The following is a 22,970-nucleotide window of genomic DNA, read 5'->3' as shown; positions in this document are numbered from 1 at the left end:
CTTTGTTAGAAGCTTACACCTGCATGAAGGATACAATTAGCAAACGGGGTAGCCTCTCCCGTCCTAATTACTGCCTTCGCATGATGTGTTTGAGATTTGAATGTTTCATGTGATACGTAGTCCAGCTGCTTAAAGATTGATACTATATCCTTGTGTAGTTGCCCCTTCCCCTCTTGTAATTCCTCTGCAACAGTCACCTGTTCCACTATCATTTCCTGCTGCAAAATTCGAAGTACCTCTACCACAGAAGGAATTCCCCAATTAAGAGATAAATCAATTTTAGGAACCCCTTCTGGAACCGGAAGCCCAGCATCTGCTACTACAATCGTATCCGTATGACCGAGATCCGCTAACACTTTGGCAATATGACTATTTATCATGCCATTTCGCTTCATCTAGTGAACCACCTTTCTACCTCATTTCTGTATGGCATACCGCCCTGAGCGCCAAAGCCTGTAACCGATAGGGATGCTGCTCGATTTGCGAATCGCAGACATTCATTCATCTGTTTCCCTTCCGCTATAGCAGTACCAAAGGCTGCATTGAAAGTGTCTCCCGCCCCCGTCGTATCAAGAGCGGTCACCTTGTAGGAAGGTACGAGTACTTCTTCCTCTCCATCAAAGTACCGAACACCGAGAGCTCCTTCTGTAATCATTACCTTATTAGGGTACTCCTGTAGTGCATCCGTTAAATGGGCACCATCAAACAGAATGGCTGCTTCATGTTCATTAGGTGTAATATAGGCCGCCTGTTCTATAATTTCCTTTGATATTCTTCTTGCAGGAGCAGGGTTTAACAATAGTGGAACACCTATTTCCTTACAAAGACTTGCCGTATAAGCCACCGTTTCCTCAGGAACCTCTTGCTGGATCATGATAAGGTCACACGTTTCAAGAAACGATTTCGTTTTCTCTACATAGGCTGGAGTGGTACAGTCATTCGCTCCTTTTACCACAACAATGCTGTTATCTCCATCTGCTAAGATAATATGAGCTGTTCCTGTCTCCACACCTGTAACCGGTTCCACATAGTCTGTATGAACCCCATTACGCTTGAAGTTATGCATAACCTCCTCACCGTGTGCATCATCGCCAACACAGCCAATCATATATACCTCGGCCCCAAGTCTTGCAGCTGCAACCGCCTGATTTGCTCCTTTTCCTCCAGGAACGGTTTTAAATGAATTACCAAGCACCGTTTCCCCAGGACCAGGGCGTTTGGAGGATGTGACTACTAAATCCATGGAAGAACTTCCGATTACTGCAATTTTTGCTTTTTTCATGAGCTTCATTCCTTTCTTGTTGTACTTCTCTCTACTAGCTGAACGGGTAGCTGTATCGTTTTATCGACATCGTTTTCTTTTCTAATAAGCTTAATTAACAGCTGTGCTGCTTGACGACCCATCTCGTAAGCAGGCTGCCTAATCGTGGAAAGTGCAGGATAGGATAGGCTGCATTGTGGTATATCATCGTATCCGATAATCTGGACATCCTCTGGAATTCTTTTTCCTCGCTTCAAAGCCTCGTGCAGCACAGCTATTCCGACAATATCATTACTAGCGATGACTGCATCTGTATCTGGGTATTTGGTAAACAATTCCTTCGCCCAGCTTGTGGCGTCCTCAAATGAATAGGAATAGGTTGAAAACACGGAAAAATCAACCTCAGCCTCACTAAGCATCTCCATTGCTCCCTTGTACCGATCCTGAGCCGGCTTTACGTGAGCAGGTCCCTTCATTAACGTTATGTGGCGGGCTCCTTTTTCCAAAATTGTTTTAGCTGCTAATCGGCCCCCTTCCCTCCCATCTGAGTACACGGATGGATAGTCTTCTGTTGTCCTATCTAACAAAACAAGCGGAAGCTGTAAGGCGTTATATAGCTCATGATCAACGGTGTTGGTTGCAGAAACCATCCCAACCACATTATTCTGTACAAATGTTTGAATATAATCTAGCTCCTTTTGCACATCTTCATCACTATTTCCAAGGAGGAGCCTGTATCCTTCTTTATTCACTTCATCTTCTACTCCTCTTGCCAATTGGGGGAAGAACGGATTCGTAATATCTGGTAACAGTAAACCTATCAGCCGCGACTCCCGCTTATAGAGAGAGCGCGCAACCTCATTAGGGCTGTAATGTAAATTGGCCATCGCTTTCATGACCTTTTTTCTAGTATCAGCGCCTACATAGCCGTTCTCATTTAATACTCTAGAAACAGTGGCAACAGAGACCCCCGCTTCCTTGGCAACATCCTTAATGGTAACCATTTCACTCACTCCTGCACATTGTGTAACCGGTTACACATAACGTAGCATATTCTCCTTACGTTGGCAACGCATTTGTACCCTTTACTTAAAATAGTAAGCATGACAGGAATATAGCGGTAGCTGTTTCTAACTACTTGATGATACTTGTTATAAGGGGAATAAATGTAAAAAAAGCTCTCGCTCCTGTTGAGCGAGAGCCTTTACCTTTATAGAGATGACAAGGGGGAGAATTAATTGTGCGTCTTCCAGTGTTTATAATCGTGAATAGCAATTCCGGCATAACCGTTGTGCTCTCCGAAATGGTGATTCAGCTTCTCCAATTCCTCTTCCAAGCTTCCTGGTTTGTTCCCGTAAAATGTTGTATGCGTACCTTCTGACGTATCAATGACGTTAACGCCAACGACTACGGTCTTCCCCTGCTGAGCAGCATCCTCCACCAAGGGGGTTACAATGCTTTTGATGCCATTATTACCTTCCACGTAATCTCTATACGCCATAATAGTGATGGAATCCAGTGTATCTAGTATCCAGTTACTTAGCTTTTCGGACTTTCCAGGTGTATCAAGCTTGTGAATCCAGAATGGAAAATCTCCGCTTACGAGCAAATCACCATTTTGCTTAGCTTGATTTACAACATCAGCGAGATTAAACATCCATTGTTCAATGACTTTGCTTTGATTCTTTCCCCATTCTGGCAATAGATATGGTTCAATATCAAAGTGGATGCCTGCAAATTGTTCACTATCTGTTACGACTTGATTGTAATTCTTTACTTGAGAAACAAATTGACTTACACTATCCCGATTTTTCTTTAATGCCCATGTTGGATCTCCTCCAAGAGCAAATACTTCCATATCCTCCTCATTAGCTTTCTTAATGAAGGAGCGATACATATCAGAGGAAAAATCCTTAATACTTACATGAACATAGATTCGGTTGACGTTCTCCTTCTTGGCGAAGGTGATAACGTCATCTGGGTTTTCTTTTATTTGTTCAACATCCCAAATCCAGGTAGCTTTCACTTGTTCTTTTCCACCACCTAATATTGGTACTAGTATAACAATGCTTAGACTGATCAGGAGCGCAGCTGCAATGGCAAGTCCTCTACGGTGATTGATCAAACGTTTGATCAATATCTGTGTTGACCTCATGGTACCACCCATCCTTGATACTCCCTTCCACAGAAAGCTGCTTAAGCTTGTCCGATTGGCATTTTGTATAAATCATTTGTCATAGAAAAATTAGATATTCTTGTTTCATCTTCTAGCTCGAAGTCAATCAGGTCTACATCAGGACCTACCATACATTTCTTTCCTACCTTTGTTGTTCCTCGTAAATGTACTCGAGGTTCAATGGTCGTATCCTGTCCAATCGTTACATCTGCTTCAATATACGCAGAGGAAGGGTCAATAATCGTTACTCCGTTTTTCATATGGTGAAGGTGAATACGTTCGCGTAATATGCGCTCCGCTGTCGCAAGATGAACACGGTCGTTTACGCCCATAGCTTCCTCTACATCATCTGTACTGCTAGCGGAAATAACTTCACCCTCGTTCTTCAAAATTTCAATAACGTCTGGGAGATAATATTCACTCTGATTATTATTCGTACTGACTTTGTCGAGTGAAGTAAAGAGCTTCTGGTTATCGAAGCAGAAGATACCAGAGTTCACTTCCTTAACAGCAAGTTCTTCCTCTGACGCGTCTTTTTGTTCTACGATACGCTCTACATCGCCGTTTTCGTTACGAATAATACGTCCATAGCCGGATGGGTCTTCTGTATTCATCGTAAGAATCGTTGCAGCAGCATTCGTTTCCCTATGATGATCCATTAGATTTTGGATCGTCTGCTCTGTTACAAGTGGAGTATCTCCAGTAATAATGAGGGTTGTTCCCTCTTTATCAGCTAGCTGACGCTCTGCCATTTTAACAGCATGAGCAGTTCCGAGCTGCTCCTGCTGCATAGCATACTTTACAGCGTCACCTAGTTGATTTTTGATCATTTCGCTTTTATGGCCCACTACAGTGACTGTTTGATCTACTGATAATCTGGCTAACTTATCGGTGATATGCTGTACCATTGGCTTTCCGCATACAGGATGCAACACCTTTGGCAGCTCTGATTTCATTCTTGTTCCTTTTCCAGCTGCTAGTACAACTGCAAATGTTTGTGTCATAGTATCCCCCCTGGTCTAAATATCTAAAAGCTTAGTACACACGCTTCGTACGCTGTGTCATGTCAGATCCGTAAAGTGGCTTTAACGTATCGATGACTTCTTCTATCAGTTGTGCATCTTTGACGATTTCCTGGTTTTCTACTTTCTGATTAATGCCTTGCATAATTCCTAGCAATAAACCTTCATCTAATACTTCCGCACGACGTCTCTCTAACGTCTTCGTCATGATATGCACTCACTTTCTAATAGGTAATTTCCTTACTCTACTGTTACGCTTTTTGCTAGATTACGTGGCTTGTCTACGTCATTTCCTAGAGCAAGAGATGTGTAATAAGAGATCAGCTGTAACGGTACTACAGAAAGTAGTGGTGCGAACAAGTTATTAGTTGCAGGAATGTAGCACGTTTCATCCACATAATGATAAATGTCCATATTGCCCTCTGTCGTTACTCCCATTACTTTCGCTCCGCGAGCTCTTACTTCTTCAATGTTTGCAATCATCTTGTCGTACACTTCATTTTGAGTCGCAAGCGCAATAACAGGTGTACCTTCTTCAATTAGCGCTAGTGTACCGTGCTTCAATTCTCCTGCTGCATATGCTTCAGAGTGAATATAAGAAATTTCTTTCAGCTTTAAAGACCCTTCTAATGCAACTGCATGATCCAGCCCACGACCTAGGAAAAATACACTTTGTGCATCTTTAATAGACTCTGCATACCAACGAATTCCTTTAATATGCTCTAAGCTTTCCTCAATTTGTCCAGGTGTCTTCAGAAGGGATTCTAGCAGTTCTTTACGATATTCTTCTGTAATCTGCCCCTTCTTCTGAGCAGCATAAACTCCCATAAGATAAAGGGAAAGTACTTGCGTTGTGTACGCCTTTGTTGAAGCAACAGCAATTTCTGGTCCTGCCATGGTTAGAATTACATTATCTGCTTCTCGTGCGATGGAGCTGCCTACTACGTTCGTAATACCAACTACTTCTGCGCCCATCTTCTGGCTTTGACGGAGTGCTGCCAGCGTATCTGCGGTTTCACCAGATTGGCTTACTGTAATAACAAGCGTCTGCTCATCAATAATAGGACGACGGTAACGGAATTCAGAAGCTACCTCTACAGCTACTGGAATACGTGTTAGCTCTTCCAATACGTGCTTTCCAATTAGTCCTGCATGGTATGCTGTACCGCACGCAACTATATAAATTTTGTTCCATTCGTTTACTTTGGCTTCAGACCAATCAAGCTCCGGGAATTCTACCATTTGGCTGTCCTGGTCGATGCGTCCAGTCATCGTATTTTGCAGTGCTGTCGGCTGTTCGAAAATCTCTTTCAGCATGAAATGATCATAGCCATTTTTCTCTGCTTGTTCCATATCCCAATCTACTTTAAATACGTCACGTTCGATTGGATTAGCCGTTTCCATATCTAATAGAGATACACCCTCTTTAGAAAGAACAGCAATTTCACTATCTTCTAGGATGATTACATCACGAGTGTGCTCCAGTACTGCAGGAATGTCAGAGCTGATGAAGTTCTCTCCTTCACCTACTCCTACGATGAGCGGGCTTGCCTGACGTACTGCGAATAGCTTATTAGGCTCATACTTGGAAACGATTCCTAGTGCATATGCGCCTTCTAGTTTATCAATTACTTTTTGGATTGTAGAAATCATGTCACCATCATATAAGCGGGATAGGAGATGCGCTACGACTTCAGAATCTGTTTGAGATTGGAATGTCACGCCATTTTCAATCAGTTCTTGCTTAATGTCCTGATAGTTCTCAATAATGCCGTTATGAACTACTGCAAAGTCGGTAGTTTCATCCGTATGAGGATGGGAATTCTCGTCAGAAGGTCTGCCATGTGTTGCCCAGCGAGTGTGTCCAATCCCCACTGTCCCGTTAAGTGGCTTGTCAGATAGCTTACTTGCTAGATTTTCTAGTCTACCTTCTGCCTTAGTTACGTTGATTGCTTCCCCATCATTAATAGCAATTCCAACAGAGTCATACCCTCTATACTCTAGCTTGCCAAGTCCTGTTGTTAAAATCTCCTGAGTTTGTTTGTCTCCAATGTAACCGATGATACCGCACATAATGATTCATCCTTTCCATATATGATGATTATAGTAAATTTAATGGTTCGTAATGGTCGCCTATACAATATTCATTAGTATCTCAAGTGGCAGAAGGGAGGGAGTCCCTCCCCTCCCAATTTTGCTTTAAAGAGCTAGAGATTGGTGAGCTGGACTTACCTTAGTAGAAGTACCGATTTTATGAATATGCGTCTGGTCATAGTCTCCAAATGCGTTTCTAGTATCTACGATTGGAACACCTAGATTAGCAAGTTCATCATAATCAAAGTCATTATGATTCGTTACAAGCACCATGCAATCGTATTGCTTTAATTGATCTTGAATGTAAGGTACAGAGTAAACAATTTCTCCGTCATCATCGATAAAGCTTCCTGCATGCGGATCATAATATTTAACATTCGCACCCGCTTGCTTGTACAGCTCATACAAGTAAAGTCCTGGAGATTCACGTAGGTCAGCGACGTCTGGCTTATAAGCCATGCCAAGAATAAGAATGTTAGCGCGATTAATAGATTTACCATCTACGTTTAACACTTGAGATGTTTTGTTAATAACAAACTCAGGCATATTGTTATTGATAGATTGAGCTAAATCAATAAACTTGCTGTAAAAACGGTACCCTTTCGCTTTCCAGGAAAGGTACATTGGGTCTAATGGGATGCAGTGACCGCCGATTCCAGGTCCCGGCTGGAACTTCATAAAGCCGAATGGCTTCGTCGCTGCTGCATCGATTACCTCCCATACATCAATGTCCATGCGCTCACACATCATTGCTATTTCATTAACGAATGCAATGTTGATACTACGGAATGTGTTTTCAAGTAATTTAGACATTTCTGCTACCTTCGGAGAAGAAACAGGGACAACGTTACCTACATAGTTTTGATATAGAGCAACACCTAGCTCATTACATTTCTCCGTGGTTCCGCCAATTACTTTAGGCATGTTGTGTGTGCTGTATTTTTTGTTACCCGGATCAACCCGCTCTGGAGAGTAGCATAGGAATAGGTCTTTACCAGCTTCATAGCCCATCTTGTTAAATTCACTTAGAATTAACTCTTCTGTAGTCCCTGGATACGTAGTACTTTCTAGCGTAATCATAATACCTTTTTTAACATAAGGCTTGATGCTATCGATTACTCCAGTGATATAAGATGTATCTGGATCTTGGTTCTCACTTAGTGGAGTTGGTACACAAATGCTGATTGCGTCCAGTTCAGATACGTTGGAATAGTCTGTCGTTGGAAGGAAGCGCTTGGATGCCATTACTTCTTCCATGTCTTCATCTGATACGTCTGTAATGTACGTTTTCCCCTGTTTTAACTGGTTGATTTTATTTTCAGAAAGGTCGATTCCACACACAGTGAAGCCGGATTTAACCATTTCCACTGCTAGCGGAAGGCCAACGTAACCCATTCCAACAACACCAATGTTCGCTGTCTTATCCTCAATTTTCTGCATTAGTTGTGCATAATAATTCATTCTCAAAATCCCTCTCTTTTTTAGATTGTCATAAAATCAAACATGTACGCCTTTATTTATATCTACTAGCTTCTCAGCTGGTGACACCAAAGTGGTTAGCTTATTTCTGTTCTGCATTCCAGCTTGTCCGCACCATAGTTCCCCAGGAATTGTTCTTTCGGAAATAGTCAATTTGACCAAGAAATCTCCATAGGATTCCAAGCTGTCGATATCCGAAGAACATTAATACGGTATATCCAAGCAATTTGAAGAAATCGCTGACCTTAGGGAAGCGTTGGAAGGCCATTTCTTCCATTAGTAAGGAGCCAAGACCAAGCAATGTACCATAAGCAATGTTAAGCAGCGTAAATGCCAGCAGTATCTCCCACCCAGTCATGCTAAGTGCTGTATAACCAATTAGTGCAAGCAAACCGGTAATACGGAAGATCGGACTAAGTGTTTCAAAGATGATGTTGTACGGTACTGTCAAGAGCCCCATCACTTTGTATTTCGGACGCATGAACATATATATTCCTTCATCAATCATGTTCTTAAGATTGCCTCTCCCCCACCGTTTACGCTGAGATCCGAGGATTTTGAATGTGTCAGGTGCCTGCGTCCAGCAAACAGCATCAGGAACAAATTCGATTTTATAAGGCAGCTTGTTTTCCAGCATGTGACGATGGAGCTTGATGATAATATTCATGTCCTCACCAGGATATCCACCTCGGTAACCGCCAACCTCTACCACATAATCTTTACGGAACAAGCCGAAAGCTCCTGAGACAATGATGAGACCGTTAATCTTACTCCAGCCTATACGACCACCAATAAAGGCTTTCATATATTCTACTGTTTGCAGCATAGGTAATAACTTTCTTGGTAGCTTTACGTCCTTTACTACGCCATTTTCGATGCGACAGCCGTTGGCAATTCGGACATTCCCACCTATTCCCACTGTTTCTTCTGGGTTCTCCATATACTTTCTAGCCATTCGAATAAGAGCATCCTTCTCTAACAAGGAGTCTGCATCAATGGAAGAAATCAACGGATAATTGGATAGGTTAATTCCAGCATTCAGTGAGTCTGCCTTTCCACCATTTTCCTTATCTGCAACAATTAGGTTCGGATAAGCTGGGTTATAATAAAGACCTCTAATGTTTTCCGTTTCTACCTTCTCCTCCACAGAAGAAGGATTGAAATATTGCAGGTTAAATTCCTCTACTAGTACATCAACTGTTTTGTCGCTAGAACCATCATTGACAACAATAACTTCGTGTTTTGGGTAGTGTAGTGCAAGTAATGACCTGACATTCTCGATGATGGTAAGCTCCTCATTAAACGCGGGAACGAGAATGGAAATGGGTGGAATATGGTTTGAGTCCGATAAGGATTCGTGCTTCGAATAACGAATACCCTTTAAAATTCCGGACATCTTCGTAAACGAAAACAAAATAATTGCAAGGTAAATAGTGTTGATGATGATTACGTAGTACATTGCAAACGTACCGTAACCGAGTAATAGTTCCCTCATTTCTTTCTCCTTCCTGTTGTTATATTGCCTGGATCAGGTCGTTATTTTTACCAAAGTATTTCTCAAATAAGTAAACTTTGTGATTGTACATGTTTACTTTTTCAAGGTTTTCCATGTTAGCTGAAGCAACCTTAATATCTTCTTCCAAGCACTCCAAAGCAATAGAGGCGGTTTGGCCATCCTCCTGCTTTGCTATTTCACAAAGCTGGGTGAATCCGATGTCCCCTAGTTGTAAAAGGCTCTTCGCGCATGTTCTAGCTACTCGTTGATTGGTATCTTGTACCCCCTCTCGCAATAAATGTGTTAATTGTGCCAGTTGCTTCTCTCCTATCCAATTTGCTACAAACACACGCATTTCAACATCTTTAAACTGGATAAGCTGCTTGATATCTTCAGCTGACCATTGTCCTGATGCTAGGATTAATCGGGCAGCGTTCACTCTTATATCACGGTGTTTAGAACGTAGTAAGGACTTCGCTCTGGAATCCATCCCATAATCGTTATCCTCAGCAAGGCTGAGAAGGGATACATTCACCAAATCTGCATTATTACTTGATATTAAATCCTCAAATTGCTGCTGTAGATTTAAAGTGGATTCATTTACGATGTCAGCCAGCAGCAAATAATTATTCTTTTCGCCCTTCGCTACATGCATAAGCATGCTCTTGATGTCTTCTGGTCGATTTGTTGTTTGGGCAATGGAACGTCCTATGATAAATAGCTCACTGTCATCCTTCGTATTCTCTAAAAGGGTGAATAACGCCGGAACAGCTCGGGAGTTCCTCATTCCCCCCAGGTAATAAGCAGCATCTAGCTTCTTAAAATGGGATGGGCTCTTCATTCGCTTGAGATTAAATTCCACTAATCCTAATTCTTCACATAACGTTATGAGCTTTTGACGAGACTCTCCCTCGTATCGCTCAATCCATGTACATAAAACTTCCTGCAGCACCTTCTTGTCATATTTAGCTAATGTCATATCCGGTATGGAAATGGGACCGACCTTACTAAGCTGGTTTTGGACGTAATCCAAGTAGGATTGCAGTTTTTGTCTCGACTTTGCTGTCTTTTTCTTATCATTAGCTGCTCTGAATTTTACTGTCATGATGGCAATGGTGAATATCCCCATTAACCCCAGCACGCCATATAGGACCCAGTACGCTAATTCCAAGTTAATGAACATCTAGACGCCTCCCCTTTAGAATGAATAGTGTAAGTTTATTGCTTTACTTTGTTAATTGCTTGAAAAGCTTCCTGCATGTCGTAATAGCTTTGTTTCTTCCGCTCTACGTAATCGACTTCTGTCCATGACTCCCATTCATACTTTGGAAGTTCTGATACTGGATGAGGAGTAGTCGATTCCTTCCAGCTTAACTGGGTTTCAGAACCATTCTTCTCCATCCATGGAACCAACCGAATTCCTTCTGCCTTCTTCGATTTTAGTTCCGAGCTTTCTTTATCGTGGTTTTCGTAGCTGACAACCATCTGTGAACTTGGGTCTGAAAATCCAAGAAGAGCCCAAGGAATTTTCGCTTCTACTATGTTTCCTTTTGTTTGCCATAGTGCCTGGGATTGGTAGTTCTTGTCCTGGAAGTCACCTGCTGTTCCTCGCGGCAGCTTCCCTACCGATACCTCTTCAAAAGGTAGTGAATAATTGGCGTTCGGAGGTTCCAGCTTCAAGCTGACGGCAAGCCTCCATGGAGTAAAGGTATCTGTTTCATTTTTCGTTTCAGCTTCCCCTATTTGATTGCCATATAGACGATTGTGATAGTCATAATCAGAAGCGATTAATACTTCACTTTCCTCTTTTCGGCCTAATCGAATTAGGGTTTCCAATCCTTTATCAAGCTCTCCCTTTGGAAGGATATCTCCCTTCGTTACTCCGCCACTAAGTGTATCTACACCTAGAAATAAGTTATCCTCTTCTGGATTAAAGTCTTCTTGGAGCCTGGCATTAATGTACACATATCCTTCATCATGTGTAATCCACAAAGAATCCCATCCATCCGCGTTTAATTCCTGCTTCTGGACCTCTTCTTCGTTTAATTCCTGCCAATCTTCTCTGCTGCCATCGATTTCAATTGCTTCTTCTTTACCGGGATACATGCCAAGAACGCCAAAGGACATTTCGTTGGATAAGTAGTTGTACCAGTATGCTCTGCTATTTTTATTTTCGAAAGGCATGGTGTTCCATGTTTTTTTGAACCACTCATCCTGCCATGTGAATAACGCAGCTCCTGCATAACCCTCTTCATGGATATGTCTGAGAAGTTCTGCATTGATATCTCCTTGCTCTTGTTCTGTATGCCCTCCTTGATCTCTGCCAAGTGCTCCTTTGTGAGCATTGCCGAGTGAGGACGGCACTCCAAATTCTGTTATCATAATGGGCATTCCATCGTGATAATCTTTCAATTCACGAAGATACCCTTTATATGAATCTGCTTTACCTTCGTCGTTTTTGACATCCTGATATTTTTCGGAATACCGGAAGAAATCAGGGTAATACGGATAAGCATGGTAAGATGCGAAATAACCAGCTTCCCAGTTCTTCGTTTTAATATTGGTTGCGTCTACTCCGACCAAATCTTCATTTATTAACGGTTCTTTTGGATGTTCAAGAGGATCAGTGGTTACCCAATTGGTAAACGTCATTGGATGCTGCCACCCTTTCTCCTCTTCCAGCTTTGCTGTGTACTCTAATAATTCCGCCAGCCATTTCTCATATGCCTCTGCATCTTTGGTTGTCTGAAAATGATCACCTTTTACAGCTGGTGCTTCTTTATGCTTTTCATTCGTATTCTCTACGATAGTAGGAGCCCACTCTGTACCGATATGCCAGGCGAGTAAGTACTGTCCAGCGTTTGCAGTGTAGTCACCGCTTGCTTTCCCGTCTCGTTCCGGAATCGTTATGTCTCCATAAACTGCTCCGACTGCTCGCTTCAATTCCTCTTTAAACTGCTTTGTTACTTTGTCATTCATTGCGTCCTCTTGTTCGTTCAATTCATTGACTGGAGTCCATACTCCCTGCATGAAATATAGTGGATTATCTGGGTGTTTTTGGTTGAACTGCACAAGGGCTTCGTAAAATTCAGGTTCATGAATGGTATAAATTCGAATTGTATTTACACCCATATCCTGGATCTTCTTAAACCAACGATGATAATCACCATCCTCGATGGCTAATGCTCCCGGATAATGTCCTGGTACTGTGGCACCAAGATTCACACCCTTCACAAACATGGAAGACCATGACTCATCTTGATAAACCTCGATGGTGTTCTCCGATGTTCGAAACTTCACTTTGGTACCATCCTCAAGTTCCTGGCTTTCAACTGGTTTTAAGTACATAAATTGAAAGTATAAAATGGAGCCAGTTAACAGGAACAGTAAGGATAATATGGTGAGTTTTTTACCCTTCAATGGATTTTTCCCCCTCTTTGGGTCCCAGATTAGGTCATACACTCGAAAGACCTAACTAAAAATTTTAATAGGACGATTAGTACGATAGGGATTTTTACGTAATATTTATTTCAAAATTATAAATATTAAAAATCTCTCTTGAAAAAACAATTTTAAACGTTTAACTTTAAGGTGCATTGTTCTTCCGAGTGCGTTTTAAACGTAACATGACCTCACAAAGGTTCTCATCGAAAACTCTATTTCGGAAGCACGAATTTTCATTTCGGTGCTGTTGCGGAATCCGTTTTCAAAAATGAAAGGAGTGTTGGTATTTCAGAGGATGAATCGCTTTCATAAAAATTAACAGGATACTATCTAAATCGTACCTTTATGTTCCTTTTTCAGTCATGTCCGAAAGGGGCATTTCGGTACCCCCGAAACCAGGATATACCACTAGAGAAAAACGGGACGTGGGGAAGTTTGCGTAGACTCTATCATTAACAGTTGCTCAAAAACGACGAAAAGAATATGGAGGAAAACAATGAAGAGGAAGTCCCTTTATATACTACTTATGGTAAGTATTTGCACACTACTAGCAGGATGGTCTAAGCCAGAGGAGCAGCAAAATGCTCTATGGGTGGAAGATACCGATTTATCAAAAGAGTCCTATCGATTGTTGAAAAAGAGCTCCAACAATGACATCAGTTTGATTTATTTAGAGATTAATTCGGAGAGAAGCGCTTCTTTCTATAAAGATTTTGTTGCTTCCGCTCACGAAAAAGGGATTGAGGTTCATGCCTACAACGGTAAACCAGAATGGGCGTTAAAGGACCAAAAGCAATCTGTGCTTGATTTTTCTGAGTGGGTAATGAATTACAATAATTCCGTTTCAGAACAGCAGCAAATGGACGGAATTCACCTCAAAATACAGCCGCATTATCTGCCTGAATGGTATGAGGATTCTGAGTCCGTTATTAAGCAATGGCAAGAAAATGTGACCGCCTTTCAGCAAAATGTGAAGGACACATCATTAGAAACCAGTGCAACTATTCCTTTTTGGCTCGATACCATTCAAACACCTGGTCAATCGAATCAATCATTTAATACATGGATGATCGAGAAGTTTGATCACACCACTATCCTTGCCTATCGAGATACACTCGAAGGGGGCAATGGAATCGTTTCCCTGATAGAGGATGAATTAGAGATTGCAAGTAACTTAAATAAGAAGATGATTGTGGGTGTAACCCTTCAGAAAGGGAACGAAAACCACGTGACGTTTCATGAGGAAGGGTTTCATGATATGATGATGCACCTCAATGTAATGGATAAACATATGAAAGACATCCCTTCTTACATTGGACATGCCATAGAAAACTATCAACACTGGACGCAATTAGAGGGTAATCCAGCCTCCGAACCTCCAAAAGAAGGAGAAACTAGTCCGGAAGATGAGGAAAAGTATCGAGGCACCTATATTTGGCATGCTGAAAATTTAATTGAAGAGCCTGATAAAATATTGAGCTTTGCCAAGGAACATGATTTGAACCTAATTTATGCTAGGCTAGATCGTCAGCAGGACTTTGCTGCCTACACCGATTTTGTAGAGAAAGCTCATGAGCAAGGTATTGAAGTGCACGCTATGGGTGGACATCCAACCTGGGCGCTCGAAAAAGGAAAAGAACGATTATCGATGTTTATTGATTATGTTACGACATACAATAAAAAAGTAGAAAAGCCTCAGAAATTCGATGGTATCCACTTGGACATTGAGCCGTATGTGCTTCAAGAATGGTACGATGATGAATCGAAGGTCATGAAGTCATGGCGCGAGAATATATCCTTCTATCAAAAGGAAGTAAAGGCAAATTCAAATTTAAAAACAGGCGTTGATTTAGCAATGTGGTTAGATGATCACCCTATTTCTGATGATTCAGATATGTCCATATCTAAATGGATGATTGATAAGGTTGATCACACTACTATTATGGCGTTCCGTGATTTCGCTGAAGGCTCTGGCGGAATTATTGATACGACTAAAGAAGAAGTTGCTTTTGGAGATGAGCTGGGCAAGGAATTAGTCATAGCCGTGGAAATGAAGGAAAACAAGAATACTCCTTATATCTCCTTCTATGAGGAAGGGAAAGGTGTCATGGAAGAGGAGTTAAATATCGTCGACTCTAGATGGAGAAACAATTCCTCTTATCTAGGTCACGCTGTCCACTCCTACGATTACTGGAAAGAAGCGAAGGAGTAAGTTTACGGGAATAACACAACACCAAAACAAACAGAACCAGGCTGTCGAGAAAGTCTCGACAGCCTTATTGTTTTTTACTTTAATTATTCACCGCGTTAATTTGTTATAATAGTTATATATCCTCTAACGAAAGGTGATTCGATGTTTCAATCCAAAAAAGAGCGTCACAATTAAATAGAAATGGTCACGATTGAAGAGCTTGTTCCTGAAGACCATCTCCTCCGTAAAATCGATCGGTACATAGACTTCTCTTCATTCCAGAAAAAGTGCGATCTTACTATTCCGAAGACAATGGTCTTTACAGCACGACTGACCGTGACGGGTATCGACACTATAAGGCTGCGTTATTGTCGCCTGCGCGGAAAAGAAAATGTGCGCGACCCGGCGTTACGGACAGCTGCCTGTCAGAACATGAAGAAGATTACCCTTCACCTATCAATNGCTGGCAAATACCAGGAGACTCCTGCGGAAAAACGGGCGATCCGAGACCCCCGAGTGTGGGTTTCACGAGGAGGCTCGGGCGTTCGTCCGCGGAAAGCGAGTGGTATTTGCCAGCCCGCATACATGAAAAAAGCTTGTAGGAAACGAGGGGGTTTCTCTACAAGCTGAGGACCGCTATTACAATAGCGGTCCTGACTTTCATTTGAGTATGGTTGTATAGCCCTTATATGCGAGACCCCCGTTATCTAGACCATATAAAAACAACGTTAATCGTTAAATGAAGCCATATATAATAGGAAGAAAGTCGGTTCATTCTCCTACTTCTTCGGTAATAATTCCCCACTTTTTGGACTTTAATACTGCTTCGGCACGTGATTTCACTTGCAGTTTACGGAAGATTTCAGTGAGATTGTACTCAATAGTACGCTGACTTTGGTAGAAAATGCTCGCAATTTCCTTATTGCTTTTCCCTTTTGCTACTTCCTGCAGGATTTCCTGCTCCTTAGGAGTGATAGATACCTCTATCGACTCAACTGGATTGCTCTGCTGCTGTTTAGCATCTTGCGTGGAAGCCTCGCCCACCTGTACATCTACTCGTCGTAATTGCTTAAACAAGGATAAAGGTAAAATCACCTTCCCTTCTAACACACAGCGGATATAGACAATAAGCTGCTCCCGTGGCTCTGTTTTACTTATGAAGCCGGAAACACCTGCTTCAATGAGAGCATTGAAATGTGGTCCCACCTCATAACCAGAATAAATAACGACCGGCTCATTGTAGCCAAGAGACCGTACTTTCTTAATTAATTCTATTCCATTCATTCCGGGCATACGCAGGTCACACAAGATAAGCTCAAATCGTTGCTCTTCTAATATGTGAATAGCACTGCCTGCAGAATGAGCAACCGTCACCTCCATATCTGCTTCCTTTTCCAGCATTAATTTAGTCCCCTCCCCCACAGAGGGATGATCATCAATTAATAAGATACGTATCATTATCTGCACCACCTACATGACTTGAAAAAAATTTTTTTGTGTACTTTCTTGTAACACCACGGCAATTTCGAAGCCTCCCTCTTCAGGAGAATAGAATTCTACATCTCCCTCTAGGCTTTTAACCCGTTGTCTTATACCAGCAAGCCCCATACTATCGGTATGCTTTTTACTCCATTCAGATTCTGGAACCCCAATGCCATCATCCTTATAGTTTAAAATCACCATATCGCCTTCGTTCTTCAAGTCAAATTCAATTCTAGTAGCCTTGGAATGCTTCGTTGCATTATTTAATAATTCTTGTACAATGCGATACAATGTCAACGCATGCTCGTGATCTAGCTCTAAATGGAATTGAGTTGCATCTAACTCTATTAAAAAATCACACCTTAATCGGTAATGATCAATCAGATAGCTTAATGCTTCCACGATCCCTGACTCTTTCAGGAACGGTGGACGTAAGAACGTACATGTTTCTCGAATTTGTGTAACAACGTCTAATAATCCTTCTTTAACCTCTGCCAAATCGCCATGGACATCTTCCGGTAATGTGTCCTTTTCTAGCAAGCCCTCCACTCTCCTATACCATACGAGCTGTTCCTGCAAGGCCTCGTCATGAAGATCAGAAGCTAGCCGAGCTCTCTCTTTTTCGGAAAGGTTAAATAATAACCGTGTCATCCAGCTCGGTGTTTCTGCGTTGTTATACATGGATTCCTTCAGTTCCTCTGTCACATTCTCCATTAACTGAAAGTTCTCATATACGATACTTGTGTAATGGACCAACGTTTTAAGCCAACGACGCTCGTCTTTATTAAACGGAGTATGATTCATCTTCTGATCCACCCATAAAATGTGGAGAGAATTACGCATTTCACTAATAACGTAGCAACGGCCCTTGTCCAGCTGAAAAGATTTACGCGGCCGCATAAACGCACCATATTCACTACATAACTTACTCAATGAATGCTCAGGATACATTTGGTCGCCCTTTATCATGTGGACCCTGCTGTGGCCTTTTTGACATTCTAATAAAGCAACACCATTAACAGGAAGCACCGTTCGTACTTCCTGGATCAAACGATCATCCAGCTCTTCCCGCTTTAACATCTTAGATATATCATTTGAAAATTGATCAAGACTTATTTGGAAATTGAAATTCTCTCCAAATAATCTCCTTCTTAGGTTCAAGCGCTCTTCCATATAGAAAAAAGCAATGATAGCAATATATAAAATAATGGAAATGCGAATCCATTGTAAAATCGTAAACGATGTCATGATAACCAGCATGCCTATTATGATGGAGGTTAATATAAAGGATATAAAGGAATAGTATCGCAGACGGCTATTAATAAAATCGACATCAAAAAGACTATTGGTTAACACTTGATATAAAAAGAATATCGGTAAGAAAATTAAACAGGATGCCGTAACCGAGGCTGGAAGAATATTAATACCTAACAATGTACTCGGAATAGCAGTAAAAAGAATAAATGGCACAAAGGAAACAATAATGGCAAATATCGTGTTTTGGAAAACGGGCTTATGTACCGTCCCTTTATAACGAAAATAGTAATATAGCAATATGCTGAGACACCCTAGTACCTCCATAGAAAATACAGCTAACTGGGTATGACGAATAATAGCATAAAATCCACTGACAGGAAGATAGATGTACACCGTATCCATTAAAACTACAACCATGTTCAAGCTATATAAGAGGGCTAACAGCTTTTTCGGAAATAATAGTATATTGTATTTAGAGAAGTAGGCATGATAATAGTGCATTAATAGAACAGGAATCATTAATAAGGAAATACCATTTATGATTCGAGCTAGCATTTCCGTTCGGGCGGAGGCAGCAGCACTTAAATATCCAAAGCCAACTGCCAATAGAAAGGCTATTAATAATACAGCCGCTTTGTCCTCTTTCTTTTTTCTATATAGAATAATAGAAAAGCTGAACAGGATTAAGAACACTACAAAGGGAAGAATATTATGATAGACAATGGTCTTGGAATAAAACTTCTTTTCCGGTTCATACGTAACCTCAATCCCATTGCGCTGTAGAACCAGTTCATCCAGCGAACCAATGACTCCATAGCGCTTCATAGGCTTATGAACACCTGGTCTCTTTCCATTTATGGAGAGAATATGATCCCCGACTTCTATATTTTGGTGCCACGCCCACCCCATTTCATCAATATTAGTTATGACCCATACGTCCTCCTGCTTCTCTGCGTTAATACCGGTGAAGGATTTATTCATAGTGGTATAGGCAAGAAAGAAACCAAGCACTAGCACTACTACTGTGATAGTAGAGACGACTATTCTTCGTTTTTGTAAATCTGTCATGGTACATCCCTTTCTACAGTCTTTCCATATTAAAGAGAATCGTTAAGGCAAAAAATAGCCAGACACCGTCTGGCTATTTAATGTAAAGGTATTCTGTTCACGTTACTTCCAATAACACATGCCGCGGGAGCGATCCTCTTGTGTTGATTCACTGAATGCATCATTAAGTGCCGCTGCTTCTGTTTCAGAAATCCCTACTACACTGATTTGACCTTGCTGGAATTTTTCCAAAAGCTCCGGATTATTCATAAATTTTTCAACGACTTGTTGTAACATACAGAATTCCTCCTTTAATTGGTTAGCATCATTAAGTATGCTTTCTTTGCTTTATAGGCCTTGGTTCAGAAAATCTAAAGGGACTCCATCATGTGTATGATCTGCTGTTTCCAAATTTCCAGACCAGATGTTTGCTTTAACCCTTGGAGAGATTGTCGTTGATAGAGGCGCTTTACTACCTGTACGTATTTAAGTGCGGATGAGTGCTGCATCCAATGAAACAAGTGGTGTTTCTGCTCTAATAATCGAGAAAGAGATAGCTCACCTCGATAGTAGGATCGCAGCATATGACTTTCTTCTCCCTCCTGCCTTAACAGCAGTAAAACCGGGAACGATTTCTTGCCATATAATACGTCGTTTTTGTTATCCCAACGCAGCACATCTTCCAGATCATTAGCAAGCTGAGCAGCTATACCAAAGTCCTCTGCATACGCTCTAACTTCATTGTGTACTGATTTTGATGTAGTAGCTAAACTTGTACCAATCAAACAAGCACAAGCCATGAGAGAGCCTGACTTATTCCGCAGCATGGTTCGATAAGCTTCTTCCGTTTCTAATGATTCAGACAAATCCTGATGCTGGCCTTGCACAGCACGAATGACTTGGTGATACAAATATTGATGCGCTGTTTGCTTGTGCGATGCAGGAAAGGATGTATTATCCAAAATGTCTAAACTCATCATCAATAAGCCGGTAGCAATATTCATAGCTATCGGGTAAGACATCTGACACCATGGCTTATCCTCTCTATCCTGATCCTGTAGATCATCGAATATGTCTAATGCTAGAATCATACACTCGATGGCAGCACACGGTTCAATACACTCATCCTTCTCTTCTCCACCAAACATATAAAAATGGGTGCGAGTAAGCACAGCAAAGGAAAAACCCTCTTGGTACTTTGCATGTATGCAAGTTTGTGCTTTTTCAACTAAATCCGCGTCATACCACCTATCTTGTATGGTTTGAAGGATTTTATCAGCAATCGCATGGTTCAGGTGTTCTATTTCCTGTATCATATGCCACTTCCCTTCTCACGCTGTGGATATTTATACGGTTCCTATAGAGGAAGGGGAGTTTTATTCCTGTTGTTTTTCTGTGGTTTCTATTTTCAAGATAAGGTTATCACAATCCAAATATGGCGAATAGGTATTAAAGTAATACTTATCCTTTTCTCCTTAAGGAAGAGATTAACGAGAGCACACCTCGAAAGGGCTATACTCATCCATATATTTCCTCCAAACTAAAACTATTATCTGTTTTTTTACTTTCTCTCCGGAACCAAAGTCCTGTCAAGATTAGGGAAATATGTCGATGAAAATGTCGAAATTTACAGAGATTTAATATTTATAAGCATAAAGGTTTACCAATCATCATCTGGAAGCGTTTACCGAAACTTAGAATCCTTCTATTATTTAATAGTGTAGTCATTGGTTCCTACAAAAGTATAAGCTTTGTTAACATTTCTGACATAATAGTAGGATTAATTTGGAATGTGTAAAAGGATGAAGCATGACACTCGCGGCAAATAGTAAGGATTTATTCTAAAAAATTGTTGATAGAAAACGACCTTTACAGTACATGTTTAGATATTTCCGTCGGCATACTCCAATGAAATTAACTCGTAATACAGCCTTCCATATCGATTAACCTACTATCAACATCGGGCGTTAATAGAACAAAATAAAAAAGCAAAAGATTTCATCCAATGCTTTTAGCACAATGTATATATAATGAACGGTATTGGAGGCTTCATTACTATTTCATAATAGACAGGAGCACCACACTAACTCCATGAAAAAAAGAGGAACTAGCGAACAAGCTAGCCGAACACCATTATGGCGGGCTTGTATTCCAGTTCCTCCTAGTTCTCCATCTGTTCGTCTTGCATCATGCAGAACGTTGTTTATGCTTTTAGCTTTTGCAAGAATTTACGAGCTGTATCAAGGCTTGACTGTGGATTCTGGCCAGTAACGAGGTTACCATCCGCCTCTACATGAACCGTATAATTTGGCTCTGCTAAGAAAGTGGCACCAAGCTCTGTTAACCGTGTTTCCAACAGGAATGGAACCTTACCATCAAGTTCAGTATCTTTTTCCTCTTCGTTTGTAAACGACGTCATGCGCTTACCATCTACGAAGGCATTCCCATCCTTATCGTTTATCCCAACAAATCCTGCAGGTCCATGACAGACGGACCCTATAACTTTATCTTCCGCTACAAATGGTTCTAATACTCGTTTCATTGTTCTATTATTTGGAAAGTCTACCATCGTACCATGTCCACCTGGAAGAAAGACTCCTACATACTGAGCAGGATCCACTGTTTCAAGTGATTGTGTATCTTTTAGAGGCTCCATAACTCCTTCCCATTCTTCCGGTTCTTCTCCCGAGATACTGTTGGGGTCAATAGGAATCTCACCTCCTGCAACACTTGCAACGGTTACATCGTACCCTGCTTGAGTAAATTCCATATATGGTTCTGCAAACTCAGAAAGCCATAAACCAGTTTTATGATCCTCATCTAGCCAGCCAGCATTTGTCACTATCATTAATAACTTGTCTGCCATACGAGACACACTCCTTTTTTTCACGCATATCGCTTTCAAAGGTTTAATATCACAAATTAGAAAATCTTAAACCTTTAGAGTGGAGGTGGTACTTCCCTCTTATACGTTATAGCTGTTCGTATGCTGTCTTTTCCGAACTGGAATATATTTATACATTTCAATAAGTGGTTTGCTTAGTAATGCGACTTTATGACTGGATAATATCCATGTAATTAGGATAGATAAAACAGCCAGCATGGCCCCATCTAAAAAGGAGTTGACGGAAAATAACTCATATTCTCTGAATACATGGATGAATAATCCATGGAGCAGATACACATACAACGTTCTTGTTCCATACTTACTCCAGCGATATTCCTTAGATGGAATCCAGGAAAGCACACTAAACATCATAATAGCACTTATGGTGTAGACTCCTAATCGAGCCATGCCTCCCCATTCAGACATCTCCATGGTTGCATACGATTTGGAGGATAAGAACCAATCTATGGAGAAGTTAGGAGTAATCACCAATAGAAAGGCTGTAGTGGCCATTACTATTAGTCCTATCCCCTTCACTCTCCATTGCGTGAGCCATTGAATTTCTTTCTGACTAAACCAATATCCTAATAGAAAAAACGGAAAGAACACGAAAGTTCTAGATAAACTGAACATGTGACCAATAGGGTCCATGTACCCTACAATAATACCAAGCTGTACAGCAATAAATAACGCCATATATTTAGGCAGACGTTTATACCAATACAGCAGTAAATGCCAACAAAATAGACTAACTAAAAACCAAAGCGCCCAATGTGGCTCAAACGGAAGATGAAGCCAGTCCTCTTTACCAATTAAGAAATAATACACTGTATATAATACCTGGAAAGCTGCATAGGGGAGCAGCAACTTCTTCATTAAATGAAGGACATATTCTTTAGTTAGATTTCCCTTAGCAAAAAATCCAGCTACAAATATAAACGCTGGCATGTGAAAGGTGTAAATCCAATGATAGGTAACATCTATAATATGATTCTCTTCTGTAAATGGTTGAATAGTATGACCGAATACAACGAAAAACATTAAGATCCATCTTGCATTATCAAAATAAGCATTTCGTTCCATCAGCTTCAGTCCTTTCTCCTCTACTTTCCTTATACCTTTCGATTGAAGGAGT

18 protein-coding genes and 1 pseudogene are annotated in these 22,970 nt (G+C 41.0%); 2 read left to right on the top strand and 17 right to left on the bottom strand.

Annotated features, from left to right (window positions below):
- Window positions 1–5: 5 nt before the first annotated feature.
- From rbsD to ACFFGV_RS16160, 11 genes are all read right to left on the bottom strand, one after another.
- Complete coding sequence (gene rbsD, locus ACFFGV_RS16210) at window positions 6–395, bottom strand: D-ribose pyranase (RefSeq protein ID WP_377350014.1); 390 nt, start codon at window positions 393–395, stop codon at window positions 6–8.
- Entirely contained in the window at window positions 392–1,282 is an 891-nt protein-coding gene (gene rbsK, locus ACFFGV_RS16205) for a ribokinase (RefSeq protein WP_377350011.1), read from the bottom strand. The genes rbsD and rbsK overlap by 4 nt, the downstream gene beginning before the upstream one ends.
- Window positions 1,283–1,287: 5 nt before the next feature.
- Window positions 1,288–2,265, bottom strand: a complete 978-nt coding sequence (locus tag ACFFGV_RS16200) for a LacI family DNA-binding transcriptional regulator (protein WP_377350008.1) — start codon at window positions 2,263–2,265, stop codon at window positions 1,288–1,290.
- Window positions 2,266–2,495: 230 nt separating this feature from the next.
- The gene (locus ACFFGV_RS16195) at window positions 2,496–3,416 is read right to left on the bottom strand and encodes a hypothetical protein (RefSeq protein WP_377350005.1); all 921 of its coding nucleotides are present in this window, start codon (window positions 3,414–3,416) and stop codon (window positions 2,496–2,498) included.
- 41 nt (window positions 3,417–3,457) lie between these two features.
- Window positions 3,458–4,441: a bifunctional UDP-N-acetylglucosamine diphosphorylase/glucosamine-1-phosphate N-acetyltransferase GlmU gene (gene glmU, locus ACFFGV_RS16190; RefSeq protein ID WP_377350003.1), complete on the bottom strand. Its 984-nt coding sequence runs from the start codon at window positions 4,439–4,441 to the stop codon at window positions 3,458–3,460.
- A 31-nt stretch (window positions 4,442–4,472) separates the two neighbouring features.
- Window positions 4,473–4,667, bottom strand: a complete 195-nt coding sequence (locus ACFFGV_RS16185) for a hypothetical protein (RefSeq protein WP_377350000.1) — start codon at window positions 4,665–4,667, stop codon at window positions 4,473–4,475.
- Window positions 4,668–4,699: 32 nt separating this feature from the next.
- Window positions 4,700–6,532 (bottom strand): glutamine--fructose-6-phosphate transaminase (isomerizing), encoded by a 1,833-nt coding sequence (gene glmS, locus ACFFGV_RS16180; RefSeq protein WP_377349998.1) that lies wholly within the window; start codon window positions 6,530–6,532, stop codon window positions 4,700–4,702.
- A gap of 126 nt (window positions 6,533–6,658) precedes the next feature.
- Entirely contained in the window at window positions 6,659–8,014 is a 1,356-nt protein-coding gene (locus ACFFGV_RS16175; protein ID WP_377349996.1) for a nucleotide sugar dehydrogenase, read from the bottom strand.
- Window positions 8,015–8,114: 100 nt separating this feature from the next.
- On the bottom strand, window positions 8,115–9,527 hold the full coding sequence (locus tag ACFFGV_RS16170; RefSeq protein ID WP_377349993.1) for a glycosyltransferase family 2 protein: 1,413 nt from the start codon (window positions 9,525–9,527) through the stop codon (window positions 8,115–8,117).
- Window positions 9,528–9,546: 19 nt separating this feature from the next.
- A complete protein-coding gene (locus tag ACFFGV_RS16165) occupies window positions 9,547–10,710 on the bottom strand; it encodes a hypothetical protein (protein WP_377349990.1) in 1,164 nt (387 codons plus the stop codon).
- A 35-nt stretch (window positions 10,711–10,745) separates the two neighbouring features.
- Window positions 10,746–12,947 (bottom strand): hypothetical protein, encoded by a 2,202-nt coding sequence (locus tag ACFFGV_RS16160; RefSeq protein ID WP_377349987.1) that lies wholly within the window; start codon window positions 12,945–12,947, stop codon window positions 10,746–10,748.
- 520 nt (window positions 12,948–13,467) lie between these two features.
- Here ACFFGV_RS16160 and ACFFGV_RS16155 point away from each other — a divergent pair.
- Both ACFFGV_RS16155 and ACFFGV_RS20890 read left to right on the top strand, forming a co-directional pair.
- Entirely contained in the window at window positions 13,468–15,183 is a 1,716-nt protein-coding gene (locus ACFFGV_RS16155; RefSeq protein WP_377349985.1) for a hypothetical protein, read from the top strand.
- Window positions 15,184–15,363: 180 nt separating this feature from the next.
- Window positions 15,364–15,479: pseudogene (locus tag ACFFGV_RS20890) on the top strand (transposase); the annotation flags it as partial.
- 454 nt (window positions 15,480–15,933) lie between these two features.
- On the opposite strand, the gene ACFFGV_RS16150 reads toward ACFFGV_RS20890, so the two are convergent.
- From ACFFGV_RS16150 to ACFFGV_RS16125, 6 genes are all read right to left on the bottom strand, one after another.
- Window positions 15,934–16,620 (bottom strand): response regulator transcription factor, encoded by a 687-nt coding sequence (locus ACFFGV_RS16150; RefSeq protein ID WP_377349983.1) that lies wholly within the window; start codon window positions 16,618–16,620, stop codon window positions 15,934–15,936.
- Between the two features lie 12 nt (window positions 16,621–16,632).
- Window positions 16,633–18,969: a sensor histidine kinase gene (locus tag ACFFGV_RS16145; protein WP_377349980.1), complete on the bottom strand. Its 2,337-nt coding sequence runs from the start codon at window positions 18,967–18,969 to the stop codon at window positions 16,633–16,635.
- Between the two features lie 102 nt (window positions 18,970–19,071).
- Window positions 19,072–19,245 carry a competence pheromone ComX gene (comX, locus tag ACFFGV_RS16140; protein WP_377349977.1) on the bottom strand — a complete coding sequence of 58 codons (174 nt, stop codon included), beginning with the start codon at window positions 19,243–19,245 and terminating at the stop codon, window positions 19,072–19,074.
- A gap of 74 nt (window positions 19,246–19,319) precedes the next feature.
- Window positions 19,320–20,264: a polyprenyl synthetase family protein gene (locus ACFFGV_RS16135; protein WP_377349974.1), complete on the bottom strand. Its 945-nt coding sequence runs from the start codon at window positions 20,262–20,264 to the stop codon at window positions 19,320–19,322.
- Between the two features lie 887 nt (window positions 20,265–21,151).
- Window positions 21,152–21,814: a type 1 glutamine amidotransferase domain-containing protein gene (locus ACFFGV_RS16130; protein WP_377349971.1), complete on the bottom strand. Its 663-nt coding sequence runs from the start codon at window positions 21,812–21,814 to the stop codon at window positions 21,152–21,154.
- 99 nt (window positions 21,815–21,913) lie between these two features.
- Window positions 21,914–22,918, bottom strand: coding sequence for an acyltransferase family protein (locus ACFFGV_RS16125; RefSeq protein ID WP_377349968.1), 1,005 nt, complete (start codon window positions 22,916–22,918; stop codon window positions 21,914–21,916).
- Window positions 22,919–22,970 lie beyond the last annotated feature (52 nt).

Source organism: Pontibacillus salicampi, assembly GCF_042434395.1.
GTDB lineage: Bacteria > Bacillota > Bacilli > Bacillales > BH030062 > Pontibacillus > Pontibacillus salicampi.
This window is presented reverse-complemented; position numbering and strand designations above follow the sequence as displayed.